The sequence below is a fragment of the Chlorogloeopsis sp. ULAP02 genome, from assembly GCF_038404745.2.
Taxonomy (GTDB): Bacteria; Cyanobacteriota; Cyanobacteriia; order Cyanobacteriales; family Nostocaceae; genus Chlorogloeopsis.
This window is the reverse complement of sequence record NZ_JAYKTT020000087.1, coordinates 33,783-51,034: the sequence shown is the minus strand read 5'-3', so window position 1 is coordinate 51,034 and position 17,252 is coordinate 33,783. Positions and strand designations below refer to the sequence as shown.

Below are 17,252 nucleotides of genomic sequence, written 5' to 3'. Positions count from 1 at the left end.
GTTACTGAGAGGATATTTTTTACTCCCGATTCAATCTTGCATTACTTCTTTACAAATTGCAAATAAATTTTACAAATACAATAGCCAAAAAAGAGCAAATGTATGCATTGAGAGAATAGTATATAATTTAGGTGCCGCTTTTCTGGCAAACTTTTATAAGATAAATGAATCAATTTTTGGGAACAAGCAGCAATGAGGTCAAACAAAAAGCCTTAGAACTGGGATTTCATAAGGTAGGAATAGCTGCTATAGGTGAAGTAGAAAATACAGAAAAGCAACGGTTGCAAGCATGGATAGCGCTGGGTTATCACGCTGACATGGAGTGGATGGCTTCCCCTAAGCGTCAAGATATTAAGTTGGTAATGAGTGAAGCGCGATCGCTAATCTGTGTTGCTCTCAACTACTACACATCTCATCAACGTCCGGAAGGCAAGGAGTATGGCAAAATTTCCCGTTATGCCTGGGGGCGAGATTATCACAAAGTTATGCACAAAAAACTAAAAGCGTTCTCTTGTTGGTTGCAAGGACTAAGTGGAGACATTCAAGCTCGTTATTATGCAGATACAGGGCCGATCCAAGATAAAGTATGGGCGCAACGAGCGGGTATTGGTTGGATTGCTAAAAATGGTAATGTGATTACGCGGGAATTTGGCTCTTGGGTATTTTTGGGAGAGATTTTGACAAATTTAGAATTAAACCCAGATACTCCTCATACAGAACATTGTGGTACCTGTACTCGTTGTATGCAAGCTTGTCCTACAGGTGCGATTACCCAGCCGTTTGTTGTTGATGCAAATCGCTGCATTGCCTATCACACGATTGAAAATCGACAGGAAAAATTGCCAGAAACAGTAACGCCTTACTTGCAAGGCTGGGTTGCTGGTTGCGATATCTGCCAAGACGTTTGTCCTTGGAATCAGCGTTTTGCGCGCATAACTGATGTGACAGAATTTCAACCGTATCCTGGGAATATTGCGCCTAAGCTGGTAGAATTAGCGCAAATCTCAGATCGGGAGTGGGATAAAAGATTTCCGGCATCAGCGTTGCGGCGAATTAAGCCAGAAATGTTACGACGGAATGCCCGCGCTAATCTAGACGCATTCTACTTAGTACAAGAATGATCCAAAAAGTAATTATTTTTGATTTTGATGGTACGATTGCTGACACAGTAGATGCGCTTGTAAATATTGCGAACCGTTTAGCCAAAGAGTTTGGCTATGTACAAATCACTCCAGAAGAACTAGCTCTGTTGAGAAACTTAACTTCTAGAGAAATTATAAGTTATTCAGGTATTTCTCTTTTTAAAATACCTTTTCTAGTTAAAAGAGTCAAAGGAGAATTAAAAAATAAAATACCGGAATTGAAACCAATTCCGGGAATCAAAGATGCATTGACAGCACTTAAAACTGAAGGTCATCGTTTAGGGATTATCACATCTAATTCCAAAGATAATGTGACAGATTTTCTAAAAATAAATGATTTAGAAGAGCTATTTGAATTTATTTATTCAGGAGTAACTATTTTTGGTAAAACAACTATTATTAATAATCTTCTTAGACAAAAACAAATAAAATCCGAAGAAGTTATTTACGTAGGAGATGAAACCAGAGATATAGAAGCATCAAAAAAAGCCAATATCAAGGTTATTGCAGTAACTTGGGGATTTAATTCGCCAGAAGTATTAGCCAAGCAGAACCCCTATTTTTTAATTCATCATCCCAGTGAACTGCTAGAAGTGATTAATAGTTGTTAATTGCTTCTAGTTAGGTTAACAGAATTAGGCAAGCGCTATACACAGCTTCTCTACTAAAACAATCCGGAAAAAGAACTCAGACAAGAGAAGTCAGAAGTCAGAAGCCAGAATATTCTGAGTTCTGCATTCTGAGTTCTTCTCAATTATTTTCCCAACTTACTTAGGTTGTCCTTTGTCTAAAGCTTGTTTTAATAAGTCATCATCAACTTTAGTTACACCTTGATCTCTTGAACCGCCAACCTCCTTAGCCATTTCTTGATAATCATCGGGATCGCCGGTTGGTTGTGCTTCTGTTTTCGTCTCTTGCGCTTCAGGCATTTGATATTCAGGCGCAGTTGCTGCTTCGGCTGCTTTTGCACCTTCGCCTGTGCGATCAATTTCACTAACACTAAATTGTTGTGCAGCTTGGTAATCTGCTTCCATGTCAACTTTTGGAGCTTTCTCTTCACCACTAGCTATATTTTCGGCAGCTAATTTAGCATCTTCAGTAGATGCTTGAGAAACATTAGGCTTAATTTCTTCTGGCATAATAAACCTCTCTAGTAATTTTTCTATCACTGCCGAGATTCTATCAAAGTGAACCTATACATCCTTGATACCCCTAGATAGATTCTTCACCTCTATTAACGGATAGATAAAAGCACCAAGATTAAATTTGCAAACCTCTTTCTAGGGGAGGGCGATTCATCTTCTTCAACTTTGTTACGCCTTAATGGGGACTGTAAAATTACTCAGGAAAAAAATTTATGACTACAGGTTACAATAAGTCTGCGCCTCAAGCCCTAAGCGAAGAAACTCAAAAAGCCGTAGAATCTTTTAACACATTGGATACTGATGCCAAACTAGCTTGGTTATATTTTGTTTATGAAAAAATGGGAGACTCTATCACTCCTGCTGCTCCGTCTGCGGCAGAACCAGAATTAGCACCAACATTACTTGCCGACTATTACAAATTATCTGATGAACAGCAATTACAAATTATGCGAGAAATTGTGAACTGTGAAAATACAGAACATTCTCGTGCCTATGGTGCTCTCAAGGAAAACAACCAGCTATTTATTTGGTATGCTTGGGCGGAAGCTATGGGAGATGATGTAGTTGATATGCCAGATGATTACAACGCTTCTGATGCAATTAATAATCTTCTTTCGCAAATAGAAAAAATGGATTTTGAAGAGCAAATGTCTGTATTGCGGACAGTTGTAGGTCAAATGGGATACAGTGATGTTAAGCCAATTGAAACGCAAGCAGAAACTGGTAAAACATCAAGTCTTTAAGATAGTAGTTAGTAGGGGCGGGTTTATTTTAGATATTTCGTGAGCTTGAGAGATTACTAATAAAACCCGCCCGTACAGTAGTTAGTAGATAGTTTTTTAACACCGATCGCTAACTACTACATAAAAGTGAGGATACTGCCATGTAACTCCTCTGACAAATTCGGTTCTTGTTTTATTTATTGATTTTATTAAGTACTCAAACAGAATTAATTATACATATTGTTTCTCTATTGCTTATTGCAAGAGTGCCTGTTTCCATAAGTGAATTTAATGTTGTTCAACTACTTATTCAACCATTTACCAACTACCATTTGCAGACAGGTTTCTTTTTCTGAAAAGCCAATTTTTTTGTAAAAGTTAATAGCATCATCCGTAAATAAACAGATATGCTGCCCTGGTAATTCTGCTAATAGAATTTCCATCATTGTGCTGGCAATTCCTTGATGGCGATAAGGTGTAAATGTCCATACATCGACTATATAACCATTACAAACACCATCAGATAAGACGCGGGCAGTTCCAACAATGCGATCGCCTGCATAAGCTATACAAGTCCGATAACTGTTAGCAAAGGATTCCTGCAGTTGTTTAGGACTTCTGCCATTATCGAAATTATCTTGACTGAGAGTTGCTTTCATCTCTTCCCAGTCAACATTTTCGAGATTGCGTTTGTAAGTTAGCATACGCACAAAAATAGCAACACCTAATATTGTAACACAAAATACTACAAAAATTGTAGTATATCAAACTTAGGATGCTGCCATCTGACTCAAGTCAGCCGGAGTCAAGTGAGAGTGTATAACTTCACCATCGCGAAACCAGATAATACGTTGAGTTTGGCGGGCAACATCTGGCTCGTGAGTTACCATTACCACTGTGATACCAGTAGCATTTAATTCGCCAAAGATATTTAATACTTCTTGGGTAGTACGCGAATCAAGAGCACCTGTAGGCTCATCCGCTAAGAGTAATACAGGACGGTTGACAATGGCACGGGCGATCGCTACTCTTTGTTGTTGTCCACCAGAAAGTTGAGTGGGTTTGTTGTGGAGGCGTTTTTCTAAGCCCACTCGCCTTAGTGCTTCAGTTGCGCGATCGTTTCTTTCTGAAGCTTTGACACTAGCATATACCATTGGCAACATCACATTTTCTAGGGCTGTAAGTTGCGGCAAAAGGTGGAATTGCTGAAAAACAAATCCGATTTTTTTGTTGCGGATGTGAGCCAATTCGGTATCGTCCATTTTTGCCACATCAACGCTATCCAGGTAATAATGTCCTGATGTGGGGCGATCCAAACAGCCAATGATATTCATGGCTGTAGATTTACCAGAACCAGATGCTCCCATAATCGAGCAATATTCACCCTGGTTGATAACGAGGCTGACATCGTTGAGTGCTTTTACTTCTGTTTCACCACTGCCGTAAATTTTGAAGATATTTTCTAGGCGAATGATTGATGATTTTTTATTTGTCATTTAGCTATTCTTTGGATAGGACAAGAGTAAACAAATTTTTAATATAAGTTTCTAGTTCTTAGCTTCAATGATGAAGCTCTAAACTCGAACATTGAAGCTTTGAACTCAAAGTTTCTTGTTCCAAGTGAGAAAGTTCTTGTTTCAAGTGAAAAATTTTATGTTCTGAACTTGGATACTGAAGCTCAAAGCTTGAAAAGTGAACTACTGAGGTTGGATGCTCATGTTACAGAGACGATCGCCCTATTCAAACTCAACATCCAATGCGTTCGCGTAGCGGCTCCCTCGGAGCACCCCCTGTTTTTACTTGAATGCAAAATGCGATCGCGTAGCGGCTCCTTGGGAGCATCGCTTGCATTCAAGACTATTGTTTAATTCACTCTTCGACACCCCACTTTCAAGACATATATCAATAAAGAAACATGCCGATGTTATAACGAAACGTGCCGATGCTCCTTAGTGAGGCTTCAGCGCTAAAGCGCTTACTACAAACCTTTCACAAAATTATGCACTTCTAAGAGCTACAATCGGATCGAGTTTGGCAGCGCGACGAGCAGGAACAACGCCAAAGAATAAACCAATAGCGCCAGAAACACCAACTGTCAGAGTAATTGCCATTACAGAAATGCCCGCCTCTAATGGTGTTAAGGCTCCTACCAACAAAATACCACCCACGCCAATCACCGTACCAACTAAGCCACCCGCAGCAGAGAGAATGATAGCTTCAATCATGAATTGAACCAGGATATCTTGCTCGGTTGCACCTATTGCCTTACGTAATCCAATTTCTTGAGTGCGTTCGGTAACAGAGACAAGCATGATATTCATAATGCCAATGCCACCGACAATCAAAGAAATAGCAGCGATCGCCGCCAACATAATTGTCAAAGCACCAGTAATTTGTCCGACAGTTTGCAAGGCATCTTTTTGAGAACGGATGCTAAAGTCGTCTTCACCTGTGATTTTATGTCGCAAGCGCAGTAAATTGGTTATTTGGAACTCTGCTGCATCTACACTATTAGAATCACGTGCGGAAGCAACGATGTAATCTAGGGCAATACCATAGGGAGAATTGCGCCCTACAAGTCGGTTGGCTGATGTTGTGATCGGGATTAATGCTGCTTCATCATAATTAGCACCCAAACTAGAGCCTTTCGCTTCTAGTACACCAATAACTTGAAAGCTACTATTTTTAATCCGCAACTGCTCTCCTACCGGATTTTGAGTACCAAACAGTCTCTGTGCCAAGTCTGCACCTAACACGGTAACTTGATTGTTGCGCTTTATGTCTATATCTGTGAAAAACCGCCCTTTCCCAGTTTCAAATTCCCTTACCATTGGGAAACTAGGGGTTGTACCAATGATGCTGACATTGGTATTACGGTTACGATATGTGACTACCTGTCTTGTGTTCAACTCTGGGGCAACTCCCACCACCGTTGGTACTTGAGTAGCAATTGCCTCAGCATCTGCTAATACTAAATTTTTTGGTACATCTCTGGTAATACGTTGAGTTTCCTGATTACCTGGAATAATAAATAGGACATTTGGCCCTAAAGATTCCAACTGTTTATTAACAAACTTTTGCCCTGCTTCGCCAACACCGATCATGGCAATTACTGAGGCATTACCAATGACAATACCCAGCATCGTCAGGGAGCTTCGTAACTTATTTGACAGCAGGGTTTTACCTGCCATTTGCAGACTTTCTAGTAAGTTCATGTTTGTGATTGTGCTTGTTCTCGCTTGTAGTTTGGAGGTGGATTGAGGAATATGCGATCGCCTGCGTTTACTCCTTCTAAAATTTGAGTTTGGTCTTTAATTTGCGCTCCTACCACCACCGAGCGAAACTGGGGTTGATTTTTGGCATCCGGTACCAAAACTCCAGTATTTCCTTTTTCAGTCACAATCGCTACAGTCGGTACTAATAAAGCATCATTTACCTGATCGCCCAAAAACGTCAAATCTAAATTTAACCCCGAACGCAGTTCTTGCTCGCCTGTATCTATAGCTATCCGTACCTGAAATAAAGTCACACCTTCTTCCTTGACGGCTTCAGGGGCAATCAGGCGCACACGCCCTTTAAAGACGCGATCGGGATAGGCATCTGTAGTAATTTCTACTGGTTGTCCCACTTTGATTCTGCCAATATCAGCTTCTGGGACTTGAGCTAGTACTTCTAAACCTTTTGCTAAGGCAACAATCGAACTAGAAGTAGCAGAGGCGCTCGAAGAAGCTGAAGTTGTAGGTGCTACATACGCGCCATCGTTGGCATATTTTTGCGTCACAATTCCGGTAAAGGGAGCGCGAATCAATGTATCTTCCAACCTCACCTGGGTGGCTTTTAACTGTGCCTGTGCCGCAGCTACAGCAGCTCGACGTTGAGCAACTACTTCAGAACGGGTGCCATTTTCTAGAAGTCGCAGTGCTGCCTCTGCCTCTGCAACAGCTGCTTCACGTTGAGCGATTTCTTCTGGACGCAAACCATTACGCAATCTTGCTAGTTCTTGTTTTGCAGCTTGCAGGCTGGCTTGAACTTGTTGAAGGTTGTCTTTGGCGTTACGTTCTTCCGTTAGAGCTTCATCAAGATAATCGCGAGATACCGCACCTTGAGATGCCGGATATTGTCTGCGCTGCACTCGTTGAGTTGCCAATTCTAAGCGAGATGTGGCTTGTTGCAATTGTGCCTGATATTGATTTACCTGAGCCTCGGCTTTAGCAATTTCTTCTTGACGACTTCCTGCCCGTGCTTCAGCGAGTTGTGCCTGGGCTTGAGCCAGTCGCGCTCTGGCTTGGGCAATTTCTTGGGGACGACTGCCAGCTTGAGCTTCAGCAAGTTGCGCTTGAGCTTGCTCTAGGTTGGCGCGGTATTGGAGGATTTGTGCCTGAATCTCTGCACTATCCATCACAGCAATAACTTGTCCTTGTTGGACGCGATCGCCTTGTTCAACTCTTAAGGAGGCAACAATTCCAGGCTGCTTAGGACTAATATTCACACTTTGAACTGGTACTACTCTACCACTGGCAGTTATTCGCAACGTGATGTTGTTTGCTTGTACAGGTACAGTAAGTGCCGCAATGTCTTCTTCACTTGCATCCCGATTTACAAGTGTATAGGTTGTAGCTGTACCAGTAACTAAGACACTGGCTGCCACTAGCCCAATTAGCCACCGAGAGGGATGCTTAATTTTACCAATTAGGGGAATTTCTAAATACGCAGTCATAACAGCAGCCTGTCAAAAATTTTTCGTTAGGGATAGTAAGGTTGAAATAGGGGAGAAAAATAAAAATTGTTTGCAAATATTTGCGCATAGCCAAGAATACTTAGCTTATTTGTGGAACTTTATTTAGTTATGTGAGTTCAATCTTGCTAGGGGAAAGATTATAAATAGTTAACTTATATTTTCTTAATTTTTTTTCATAGTAGCCTTTCCAACTAGTAATTTGCTTCACCTAAACGGGTGACTTTGGTTGTCAATTGCACAATTATTTCCTTTCCCACTAGAGCGCAGATCGTTTAAGCTAGCTGGAAGATTATTGAATTTGTGGTAGAGAGGCGATAGTGTGCCTAAACGAATTGGTTTGATTTCTCTTGTTGTTGTCTGTAGTTTGTGGAGTATCCCGAAAGCTACTCATGCACAGGCATTAATACCTCATACGTTGCAACTAGACACAGCCAAGTTGGAGCAACAGGGACTGAGTCTAGCACAGGAGGCAGCTCAACTGGCACAGTTTCAACAGTATGAAATGGCAATGCCGAGAGCGCGGCTGGCAGTTCAACTAGCTCCCAAGAGTGATAAAGTCTGGTTTCTCTTAGGCGGCTTATATTTACAAACCAAAAAGGTAGATGATGCGATCGCCGCCCTTAAAAAAGCACAATCTCTCAATCCCAAAAATGGCGATGTTCTTTTCGCTTTGGGTTCGGCTCACTTTCAGCAGCAAAAGTACCCAATCGCTGCTAATTATTTCCAAGAAGGTTTAAAGTTAAAACCTAATGATCCAGAGGGATTGTTTGATTTGGGTAATGCTTACTATATGTTGGGTCGATTACCAGATGCGATCGCCCAATACAACAAAGCTGTTTCCCAAGATAAAAAATTCTGGCCTGCCATTAACAACATTGGTTTAATCAAGTACGAGCAAGGCGATGTCCAAGGAGCAATTAAACAATGGCAAGCTGCACTCGCTATTGACAAGCAAGCGGCAGAACCTTTGTTGGCTCTAGCAGTAGCACTTTACACTCAAGGCGATCAAAAACAAGGGCTGGCAATGGGTGAAACAGCACTTCGCATTGATGATCGCTATGGTGATTTAGATTTTCTCAAACAAAATCTTTGGGGGCAACGCTTGCTATCTGATACCCAGAAATTCCTCCAATTACCTCGCATTCAAGCAGCCCTACAGCAAAGAGGAGCAAATCAATCTGCCCCCACTGCCCCACAACCTGCTCAGTAATTGGGTATTTGGCATCGGGGATTGGGTACTAGGTATTAAGATTTCTTTATTCCTAGTCCCTAGCCCCTAGCCCCTAATTTGCCACTTGCTCAAATATGCTATCTAGTAGTACATATATATTATTTAGACCAGAATAGATAGCCCATCGTTCAGGTGGGCAACTACATCTGGTTTGGGTTCTGAATTATTTCTGTTAGTCTTTAGGTAGCAATGCCACGATCTGTTCAACAAACTGTTGATGGTCAATCACAGGTTTGGAGATGTAGCCATCAGCGCCACTTTGTTTTAAAAAATTCTCGCGATCGCCCTCCATTGCGTGTGCAGTTACGAGAATAATTGGCAAGGAGGCAGTTTGAGGATCAGATTTCAACATTTGTGTAATTTTGATACCGTCAACTGACTTACCTTGAAAAACACTTCTTGACAGAGAAACATCCATTAAAATAATGTCTGCTTCCCCCGCTTGGGCAATTCTCATTACCTCTTCTACATTTTCGGTGTGTTTTACTTCCAGACCACCACGTTTGGTCAAAATTTTGGAAAAAACGCGAGCATTAATCAAGTCGTCTTCGACAATCAAAACAGTTTTCATGAGAATTTGACTTATAGGGGTGAGGGGGATAACCACCTGATCTAATCCAATACAGTTATATGCCTCCTTTTAGACAATCAATGTGTATCCCCGACATCAAGGATAATACTACTGCTTCTTATCCTATGACTATCAAGATTTTGTAAGGAGAGGCATTTCATCCGCTATGCTGTGGTTGCTGTAGTGTTCAGTAACGGCAAATTTTGTGTAGTGAAAATTTAGGGAAAAACTCATGGCAAAACAGTTAAACCTTCTCTCTACGGGACAGGTCATCTCCACAGCCTTGCATACTGAGATGCAACGGTCTTACCTTGAATATGCCATGAGTGTAATTGTCGGGCGGGCGTTACCTGATGTGCGTGATGGTTTAAAGCCTGTGCATCGGCGAATTTTATACGCTATGCACGAGCTAGGACTTACACCTGATCGCCCTTATCGAAAATGCGCCCGTGTTGTGGGAGACGTGCTGGGTAAATATCACCCCCACGGTGACCAAGCAGTTTACGATGCTTTGGTGAGGCTAGTGCAAGAATTTTCTAGCCGTTATCCCTTACTGGCAGGACATGGCAATTTCGGTAGTGTGGATAATGATCCACCAGCGGCAATGCGTTACACAGAAACGCGCCTCGCACCGATTACTCACGAGGGAATGCTGGCAGAAATCGGTGAAGAAACGGTGGAATTTATCGGCAACTTCGATAATTCCCAGCAAGAGCCCACTGTATTGCCAGCACAGCTACCATTTTTGTTGCTAAATGGTTGTGCCGGTATTGCTGTGGGTATGGCGACAAATATTCCACCCCATAATCTTGGCGAAGTTGTAGATGGGTTAATTGCTTTAATAGATCAACCCGACTTGCCAGATGAAAAGTTAATGAAGTTAATTCCAGGGCCTGATTTTCCTACAGGTGGTGAGATTGTCGGTGATGCTGGAATTCGTGAGGCTTACACAACAGGAAAAGGCAGTATTGTCCTGCGCGGAGTCGCCCAAGTCGAGGAAGTTTTGGGTGGCAGAGGTAGCAAGCGACGGACGGCAATTATAGTCACAGAATTACCTTTTCAAGTGAATAAGGCTGGCTGGATTGAGAAAGTAGCAGATTTGGTGAATCAAAGTCGCTTGCAAGGAATTGCTGATATTCGCGATGAGAGCGATCGCCAGGGGATGCGTGTAGTCATAGAACTAAAACGCGATGCTAACCCTCAAGATATTCTCCAGCAACTCTATCACCAAACTGCTTTACAGACGAATTTTGGGGCAATTCTCTTGGCGTTGGTGAATGGACTACCAGTTCAGTTGACTCTACGCCAATTGTTGCAAGAGTTCTTAAATTTCCGAGAACAGACGCTTTCACGCCGCTATTCTTATGAGTTGGGTAAGGCAGAAAATCGTTTGCACTTAGTGGAAGGTTTATTGAAAGCTTTGTCTTGCATTGATGAGGTGATTGAAATTTTGCGGCGAGCTAGTGATGGCAGTACAGCAAAAATTAACTTGCAAAGTCGTTTGGATTTGAGCGAAGTACAAGCAGATGCAATTCTAGCGATGCCACTACGACGTCTCACAAGTTTGGAACAGCAAAATTTACAGCAAGAGTATGAGCAATTGCAGGAGCAAATTGCTACTTTGAGACGCTTACTAAGTGACAGAAAGGAATTACTAAAAGCCTTAAAAAAAGACTTGCGTACCCAAAAGCGCAAGTATGGTGATGAACGTCGCACTAAAATAATAGTTGTCACTCAAGAGGAGACAAAAGCACAAGCAGACAAGGGAACAAAAAGACAAGGAGACAAAGAGCAAGAGAATTCAAAATTCCAAATCCAAAGTCCAAAACCAGAAACGCCTCCAGAAGAAGTGATTTTGGAATTCACTCAACGAGGCTATGTGCGCCGTACTCAGCCAAATGGCAGAAAATCGAAGACTGATAACGGTTTGTCGGATAATGACTTTGTCCTCCAGACTACATTGACAGATACAGAAAAAGATTTATTGGTACTTACCAGTGGTGGTAAAGTTTACCCCGTAAAAGTTGGAGATATCCCCCCCACTACTGGGCGATCGCCACGGGGAACACCACTGATTACATTGCTTACAAACACTGCCCAAGAAGCTACAGAAGCAGTAGTTAGCCGCTTTTTGCTTCCAGAAGATCCAGAAACTGCTGATATTATTCTACTTACCAAACAAGGAAGAATTAAGCGTTTATCTCTGGTGGAGTTTACTAATTTAAGCCGTCGTGGAATTACAATTTTGAAACTCAAAGAAGACGACGAATTATTGTTAAGCCAATTTACATCAATAGGTAAGCAAGTAATTTTAGCTAGTTCTGGTGGAAGACTGTTGCGATTTGGGGTGAATGATGAGCAGCTACCAATTATGGGTCGTACTGCTATGGGACTGCAAGCTTTACGCCTACGTCAGCAAGAAGAGATAGTTGGTGGTGTGACTTTTGATGTTGAAGAAAATTTATTATTAGTGACACAATTGGGATACGCCAAACGTTTCCCAGTCAAGTCTGTGCGTCTAGCTAACCGGGGTGATATCGGTACTCAGACCTTAAAATTTGCTAGTAAAACTGATTATCTAGCTGGAATGGTTTTGGCAAAACCAGGTACTGAAGTAGCGCTAGTAACCAATCATCAACGAGTACTGCGGCTTTCAGTAAATACAGTGCCTAACTTAAGCAGAGATAGTATGGGTGAAAATATGCTTAAACTTAATCGCGACGAAAAAATTATCACCGTTGCCGAACTGGGAATAGAAAGCAATTGATGGTTAAATCTAAAGCAAAAAACTTTGGGTAACTAAAGGCGCTTGTTCAATAGCGCCTCAATTTGCTAAGTTACAGGAATTATACCAATTCTCCAAATTAAAGGCTACACATAGTTTATAGTAGCGCTTAAGCGCAATTACAAACCTTTTTCCATCTGTAGCCAAAATTTAGGGAAATCGTATTCCCACTAGTTACGGAATAATAAACCACAGAGAAGCCAGTGCGTTGGGCGGCTAACCTCCGGGAAGCTGCTACGCGTCTAGTGCTGACTTGTAGCAACTGGCGCAACGCAGGGAACACGGAGTCAAGAGGATTTTAGAGGGATTTTGTCTAAGTTCTAAGTTAATTTGCTAAACTTTAGCAAGATATTGGTCAAGCGGTTACATCCGCAACATTTTGAGGTAAAGGTAATCTAAGGATTAATTTGTTTGGCTTTACTAAAATCTATTATCTTTTGTAGTTTCAATTCTCAGTATACGTTTAAGTTGTTCTGCACAAGTGACCGCGAAGTAAGTGAGCCAACTAACTATTCCCAAAAACTTTAAGCCATCTTCCACTAGGTATTGGTCTTCATTTTCAAGCCAACCTCCAAATGGAAGTGAATCAAAAATTGCTGAGAATCCAAAAAAGCCTAAAGCAAGAACGAGCAAGATAAAGTTGGTCTTCAAGATAACTTTTCTAAACTTGATTAGGTAAAAAGAAATAATTATTCCATATCCAAGTAAGACGAACTTTTCAGAAATATTAAGACGATGTGGAAACATTCCTTCATGTAAAAGGAAGAGATCATCTAATAACAAAATAGATGTAAGGCAGCCAGAAAAAAGAAAAAAACGACTAAATTCTTTATTGTTTTTTGTTTGTTGGAGTAACTTAAAGCTGAACCAAGGAATAACCACAGCAGCACACCACATTAATATCCCTAAGTTGGAAATTGCTCCCCAATAAGATGGTGCGTTAGCAATTGCCAATGGATCTCGTGTCAGGGTTGATATCGGTATTTTGGTTTGCAATTTTAAAATTGCAAACAGAATAAGTACTGGCACGTATATCAATAGCATGATTGATAGTAATGCTTTGAATTGAGTAAATCTAAGCTGTATCGCGTGCATTTCATCCTGCTGCTCACTGTTTTTTAACATCAACTCTCACCTTTGTTTACTTTTTTAGGCAGCACCAAAAATATGTGTCGATTTGACACATTCATCCTCTGAACTTGTGTGAGATAACCCCTTGTAATTTACGAATACATTGGATTAAAAAGTTCAGTTAATAAAAGATTAAGGTTAAATTATGCCGAGATTAATTTGAAGTTAATGAAATTCTAGTAAATTTATCGATAAGTACGTGTCTATTTTTTGTGTTGTATTAATTAATACATAAAATTATAAATTATAATCAATTATTGATAATATTTTTGTTATTAAAGACTTGTTTTGTTGTAGCTATTAAACTATCAATAGCCTTAGGATATCGCTCTTTTGAGATTTTTCACAGTCATCAATTCTAGAAAACTTATCAACTATTTTTCTATTTGCCTATGGAATTAATGCAAATCTCTCTCAATTGTTAGATAATAGTGAGAGTTCAGCCTTTGACTTCTCTCTACATAGAAATCATAAGTAAATGTTATACAAAAATCTCAAATAAAAGTTGCACTTCTTAAAATAGTTGTTATATTAATTAACAAAAGCTTGCAAAACTTAGTAAATTTATTTTGGAGTACTACCCATGCAAGACACAACAAAGATTACTGCCCCTGTAACAGATGATCGTAATGCTTGGCGTTGGGGCTTTACCCCACAGGCAGAAATTTGGAATGGTCGTTTGGCTATGATCGGCTTCTTAGCCGCTGCTTTGATTGAATTATTTTCTGGTCAAGGCTTTTTACACTTCTGGGGTATTCTGTAGTATCAAGCCCAGTTGAACCTTATTCAATTCGGGCTGAGGCGAGGAAGCGCAGAGCTTTTCTGATCAGCGATAGGCGTACATGACGACTCCGAAAAGCCGATCCTTAAAACGATAAATATAAATGGATAAATAATAAAGCCTGGGATTGTTAATTCACCCCAGGTTTTTACCGTACTTGGTTATTTATTTGTCATTGACTGTGGATAATATGGTTAGCTAATGACCCAAAATTAATGACTAGCGGATATATTCTTTGAGAACGCTATTGCGATTAGGGTGACGTAACTTACGCAGTGCCTTCGCTTCAATTTGACGGATGCGTTCGCGGGTGACATTGAAAATTTGTCCTATTTCTTCCAATGTTTTCATCCGCCCGTCGTCCAAACCGTAGCGCAGTCGCAGAACATCACGTTCACGAGGGCTAAGGCTGTCGAGGACTTTTTCCAAATCTTCCCGCAATAGATTTTTGGAAACTTGATCTTCTGGGGTTTCGCCATCAGACTCAATAAAATCGCCCAGTCGAGAATCCTCTTCTTTCCCTATGGGCGTTTCTAATGAAATTGGTAACTGGGCTGATTTAGCAATAAACCTCAGTTTCTCGATCGTCATTTCCATTCTTGTAGCAATTTCTTCCTCAGTGGGTTTACGTCCCATTTCTTGAGAAAGCAGTTTGGTAGTCTTCTTAATTCTAGAGATGGTTTCGTAGAGGTGGACGGGAAGGCGAATTGTGCGAGATTGATCGGCGATCGCTCTGGTAATTGCCTGACGAATCCACCATGTAGCGTATGTAGAAAACTTATAACCTTTCTCGTGATCAAACTTTTCGGCGGCACGAATCAAACCGAGGCTACCTTCTTGAATCAAGTCTTGGAAAGATAAACCACGATTCATATACTTCTTGGCAATTGAAACTACAAGTCGCAGGTTCGATTGCACCATTTTGTCTTTCGCTCGACGCCCAATATGTAGACGATGGCGAAATTGTGGCAGCGGCATTTTTGCTGCTTCAGCCCATTCACTATATTGAGGTTCGCGATCTAACTGCTGTTGCAGGCGATCGCGTACTCGCTCTAATTCCAATAAGTCTGCAATTTTTCGTGCCAGTTCAATTTCTTCGTCAGCTCTGAGCAGGCGGATTCGACCGATTTCCTGCAAGTAAAGGCGAATCGAATCTTCAGTGTAATGCTTTTTCTTGCTTTGTGACCGACGACGCGATTTTGCGGCTTTCCCAGACTTAGCGTCGTCCTCATCAGACTGAGGTTCTAAAAATTCTTCGTCGAGCTCGCCTTCATCGCTGATCAGCAAGTCCTCTTCTACTTCATCATCCAGCAAGAGTTCTTCTAACAGTTCAGGCTGATTCATCTCAATTTCTAGGTCAGGCTGATAAATGTTGTCGAGTACGTTGTTAGCCTGGTTCATGCCGCGTTCCTCATGCTCCTTGCAGAATCAATTACTCAAGATATTTTTGTTGCTTTTATTTAAGCGAGATGTTGCCTTTTTTATAAAAGGCTTTTTAGCTAATTTAGCTAAAAATTTTCCGGAAGTTTAACCCCTTTTTTGGAAGGACACTGATATAGACCCCGGTAAAAGACTTAAAAATGAGTGCTTGGTAAGTAATAAATGTTTAGTTTATGTGTTTCTCTGCCACCGCAGTACCCACCAAGTTAAATTCTCATTTTAGTAAATGCCATTGTGTTGCTAATCAACACATTTTTTAACTGAACTTATCTAAATAAGACTCATCTTGCTAAAAAATTTACAACTCCATAAGAATAAATCTGACTGTTGGAAGATTTTTGTGTAAAGACTGTTCCGATTGTAGCCTGTTTCACAAAAATTGCACTGCTTTTGTGTTTTTTCCATAGACTAATTAGGTAAGGTAAAAGCTGTTGTAGCAAAAACGCACTGAGAACGGTACTGATACGTTTGAATTTTCTCCAAATCTTGTTGTAACTCTCGCTGTATCATCATTACTTTAAAAGATAAGTAAAGTTACTTGTATTTGTTCTCATGTGCTAACTACAACATTCTAAAACAAGGCATTTCATGTTAGTTAACTCTACCGACTATAGCGTACTTATTTTTACATTTACTTCATAAAGTACTGACTTTAGATTTTGTTTCATCTGCTAGTAACAGTTATCTTCATATTATTTTGAGTGGCGTGGCGTAAACATTAATTTCCAAATTTGCGAATTGTAGTACTTTCATAAAGGCACCCTAGCTTTACAAAGGCCAGTCACCTAGATTGAAAGTAAAGGCTTGGCAGGAGAGGCTAGAAGACCAAAATTGATTGGATGCAATTGATGCGGTGTTTATCGCTAGTTAGAACACTGCTAAAATTTCCACCCTTTGCAACTTGACAAACTGTTTTTATTGTATATACCGATATTTTAATCAATTCAGACAGGATTTGACAGCCAAGACTATCGATATTAGCCCAGTGAAAGCAAAATTGCATAGAATTAATGCAAAATATACACTCCCATGAGTCAGGGTTTAGATAAATAAGTTTTATAGAAAGCAACTAAAGCAAATTGGATGATTAGCAGTTAAGTGCATACACGAGCAACTGGGATTTGATAAATTTTGAAATCTTGTTAGGCAAAGATGAATTTTGACTGAGTGTGGTGAGCATATTTTATATAATGTACTTTTTTAAGCTCAATATAGTCTATCAGTATAGAGGTCGAGCTAAATTGGACTGATTAGAAATCGTTGTTCTTGTACTCATCAAAACCACAGCACAAATATGAGCGGTGAAAAGCAAGATCACGTCACTCCGTCAAAACTAAAGCTCTTGTCCTCACCCAATCGTAGTTACCGAGTTGTAGTGGGAAAAACAAAAATACGTTGCTGTTGACTGAAATACTAAAACTTTTAAAATACTTATTAGATACTCGATGATTGATAATTTCTAATTGTTTGTAAACAGAAAACAGTATTCATTAAAGACCAGTTTGTGAGGTATAAATTATATCTCAGGTTAAATATAAATTTAATATTTTATGATTGTTAAACAAT

15 protein-coding genes are annotated in these 17,252 nt (G+C 40.4%); 7 read left to right on the top strand and 8 right to left on the bottom strand.

Features of this window, described 5'->3' with window-relative positions:
- The first annotated feature begins 164 nt into the window (after window positions 1-164).
- Both queG and U2718_RS31755 read left to right on the top strand, forming a co-directional pair.
- Window positions 165-1,121 carry a tRNA epoxyqueuosine(34) reductase QueG gene (gene queG, locus U2718_RS31760; protein ID WP_341993971.1) on the top strand — a complete coding sequence of 319 codons (957 nt, stop codon included), beginning with the start codon at window positions 165-167 and terminating at the stop codon, window positions 1,119-1,121.
- Complete coding sequence (locus U2718_RS31755) at window positions 1,118-1,753, top strand: HAD-IA family hydrolase (RefSeq protein WP_341993972.1); 636 nt, start codon at window positions 1,118-1,120, stop codon at window positions 1,751-1,753. Before queG ends, U2718_RS31755 begins: the two co-directional genes overlap by 4 nt.
- Before the next feature lie 156 nt (window positions 1,754-1,909).
- On the opposite strand, the gene U2718_RS31750 is transcribed toward U2718_RS31755, so the two are convergent.
- Window positions 1,910-2,281, bottom strand: coding sequence for a hypothetical protein (locus U2718_RS31750; protein ID WP_341993973.1), 372 nt, complete (start codon window positions 2,279-2,281; stop codon window positions 1,910-1,912).
- Between the two features lie 218 nt (window positions 2,282-2,499).
- Between U2718_RS31750 and U2718_RS31745 the strand changes: the two genes are divergently transcribed.
- The gene (locus U2718_RS31745; RefSeq protein WP_016872653.1) at window positions 2,500-3,030 is read left to right on the top strand and encodes an orange carotenoid protein N-terminal domain-containing protein; all 531 of its coding nucleotides are present in this window, start codon (window positions 2,500-2,502) and stop codon (window positions 3,028-3,030) included.
- 281 nt (window positions 3,031-3,311) lie between these two features.
- Here the strand turns inward: U2718_RS31745 and U2718_RS31740 are convergent, their stop codons facing one another.
- Together U2718_RS31740 and U2718_RS31735 are read right to left on the bottom strand one after the other, a co-directional pair.
- Window positions 3,312-3,713, bottom strand: a complete 402-nt coding sequence (locus tag U2718_RS31740; protein WP_341993974.1) for a GNAT family N-acetyltransferase — start codon at window positions 3,711-3,713, stop codon at window positions 3,312-3,314.
- Between the two features lie 66 nt (window positions 3,714-3,779).
- Complete coding sequence (locus tag U2718_RS31735; protein ID WP_341993975.1) at window positions 3,780-4,505, bottom strand: ABC transporter ATP-binding protein; 726 nt, start codon at window positions 4,503-4,505, stop codon at window positions 3,780-3,782.
- Between the two features lie 189 nt (window positions 4,506-4,694).
- Between U2718_RS31735 and U2718_RS31730 the strand changes: the two genes are divergently transcribed.
- Window positions 4,695-4,877, top strand: a complete 183-nt coding sequence (locus U2718_RS31730; protein WP_341993976.1) for a hypothetical protein — start codon at window positions 4,695-4,697, stop codon at window positions 4,875-4,877.
- A 129-nt stretch (window positions 4,878-5,006) separates the two neighbouring features.
- On the opposite strand, the gene U2718_RS31725 is transcribed toward U2718_RS31730, so the two are convergent.
- Together U2718_RS31725 and U2718_RS31720 are read right to left on the bottom strand one after the other, a co-directional pair.
- Window positions 5,007-6,224 (bottom strand): ABC transporter permease, encoded by a 1,218-nt coding sequence (locus U2718_RS31725; protein WP_341993977.1) that lies wholly within the window; start codon window positions 6,222-6,224, stop codon window positions 5,007-5,009.
- Window positions 6,221-7,726 carry an efflux RND transporter periplasmic adaptor subunit gene (locus U2718_RS31720; protein WP_341993978.1) on the bottom strand — a complete coding sequence of 502 codons (1,506 nt, stop codon included), beginning with the start codon at window positions 7,724-7,726 and terminating at the stop codon, window positions 6,221-6,223. The genes U2718_RS31725 and U2718_RS31720 overlap by 4 nt, the downstream gene beginning before the upstream one ends.
- A gap of 340 nt (window positions 7,727-8,066) precedes the next feature.
- Here U2718_RS31720 and U2718_RS31715 point away from each other — a divergent pair, with 340 nt between their 5' ends.
- Complete coding sequence (locus U2718_RS31715) at window positions 8,067-8,957, top strand: tetratricopeptide repeat protein (RefSeq protein WP_341993979.1); 891 nt, start codon at window positions 8,067-8,069, stop codon at window positions 8,955-8,957.
- Between the two features lie 193 nt (window positions 8,958-9,150).
- Here the strand turns inward: U2718_RS31715 and U2718_RS31710 are convergent, their stop codons facing one another.
- Window positions 9,151-9,549, bottom strand: a complete 399-nt coding sequence (locus U2718_RS31710; protein ID WP_289789859.1) for a response regulator — start codon at window positions 9,547-9,549, stop codon at window positions 9,151-9,153.
- Window positions 9,550-9,781: 232 nt separating this feature from the next.
- Here U2718_RS31710 and gyrA point away from each other — a divergent pair, with 232 nt between their 5' ends.
- Window positions 9,782-12,316 carry a DNA gyrase subunit A gene (gyrA, locus tag U2718_RS31705; protein ID WP_341993980.1) on the top strand — a complete coding sequence of 845 codons (2,535 nt, stop codon included), beginning with the start codon at window positions 9,782-9,784 and terminating at the stop codon, window positions 12,314-12,316.
- Window positions 12,317-12,754: 438 nt separating this feature from the next.
- Here gyrA and U2718_RS31700 read toward each other — a convergent pair whose 3' ends face one another.
- Window positions 12,755-13,459, bottom strand: coding sequence for a hypothetical protein (locus U2718_RS31700; RefSeq protein WP_341993981.1), 705 nt, complete (start codon window positions 13,457-13,459; stop codon window positions 12,755-12,757).
- 589 nt (window positions 13,460-14,048) lie between these two features.
- On the opposite strand from U2718_RS31700, the gene U2718_RS31695 reads away from it, so the two are divergent.
- Entirely contained in the window at window positions 14,049-14,228 is a 180-nt protein-coding gene (locus U2718_RS31695; protein ID WP_016872644.1) for a chlorophyll a/b-binding protein, read from the top strand.
- A 237-nt stretch (window positions 14,229-14,465) separates the two neighbouring features.
- Here the strand turns inward: U2718_RS31695 and rpoD are convergent, their stop codons facing one another.
- Window positions 14,466-15,647 carry an RNA polymerase sigma factor RpoD gene (gene rpoD / locus U2718_RS31690; protein WP_289789862.1) on the bottom strand — a complete coding sequence of 394 codons (1,182 nt, stop codon included), beginning with the start codon at window positions 15,645-15,647 and terminating at the stop codon, window positions 14,466-14,468.
- Window positions 15,648-17,252: the final 1,605 nt, after the last annotated feature.

Bases quoted from the DNA above. Each gene is read 5' to 3' on its own strand.
- U2718_RS31710 (WP_289789859.1), bottom strand. From the start codon at position 9,549: ATGAAAACTGTTTTGATTGTCGAAGACGACTTGATTAATGCTCGCGTT.
- gyrA (WP_341993980.1), top strand. From the start codon at position 9,782: ATGGCAAAACAGTTAAACCTTCTCTCTACGGGACAGGTCATCTCCACA.
- U2718_RS31755 (WP_341993972.1), top strand. From the start codon at position 1,118: ATGATCCAAAAAGTAATTATTTTTGATTTTGATGGTACGATTGCTGAC.
- rpoD (WP_289789862.1), bottom strand. From the start codon at position 15,647: ATGAACCAGGCTAACAACGTACTCGACAACATTTATCAGCCTGACCTA.
- U2718_RS31725 (WP_341993977.1), bottom strand. From the start codon at position 6,224: ATGAACTTACTAGAAAGTCTGCAAATGGCAGGTAAAACCCTGCTGTCA.
- U2718_RS31720 (WP_341993978.1), bottom strand. From the start codon at position 7,726: ATGACTGCGTATTTAGAAATTCCCCTAATTGGTAAAATTAAGCATCCC.
- queG (WP_341993971.1), top strand. From the start codon at position 165: ATGAATCAATTTTTGGGAACAAGCAGCAATGAGGTCAAACAAAAAGCC.
- U2718_RS31745 (WP_016872653.1), top strand. From the start codon at position 2,500: ATGACTACAGGTTACAATAAGTCTGCGCCTCAAGCCCTAAGCGAAGAA.
- U2718_RS31735 (WP_341993975.1), bottom strand. From the start codon at position 4,505: ATGACAAATAAAAAATCATCAATCATTCGCCTAGAAAATATCTTCAAA.
- U2718_RS31740 (WP_341993974.1), bottom strand. From the start codon at position 3,713: ATGCTAACTTACAAACGCAATCTCGAAAATGTTGACTGGGAAGAGATG.
- U2718_RS31700 (WP_341993981.1), bottom strand. From the start codon at position 13,459: ATGTTAAAAAACAGTGAGCAGCAGGATGAAATGCACGCGATACAGCTT.
- U2718_RS31695 (WP_016872644.1), top strand. From the start codon at position 14,049: ATGCAAGACACAACAAAGATTACTGCCCCTGTAACAGATGATCGTAAT.
- U2718_RS31750 (WP_341993973.1), bottom strand. From the start codon at position 2,281: ATGCCAGAAGAAATTAAGCCTAATGTTTCTCAAGCATCTACTGAAGAT.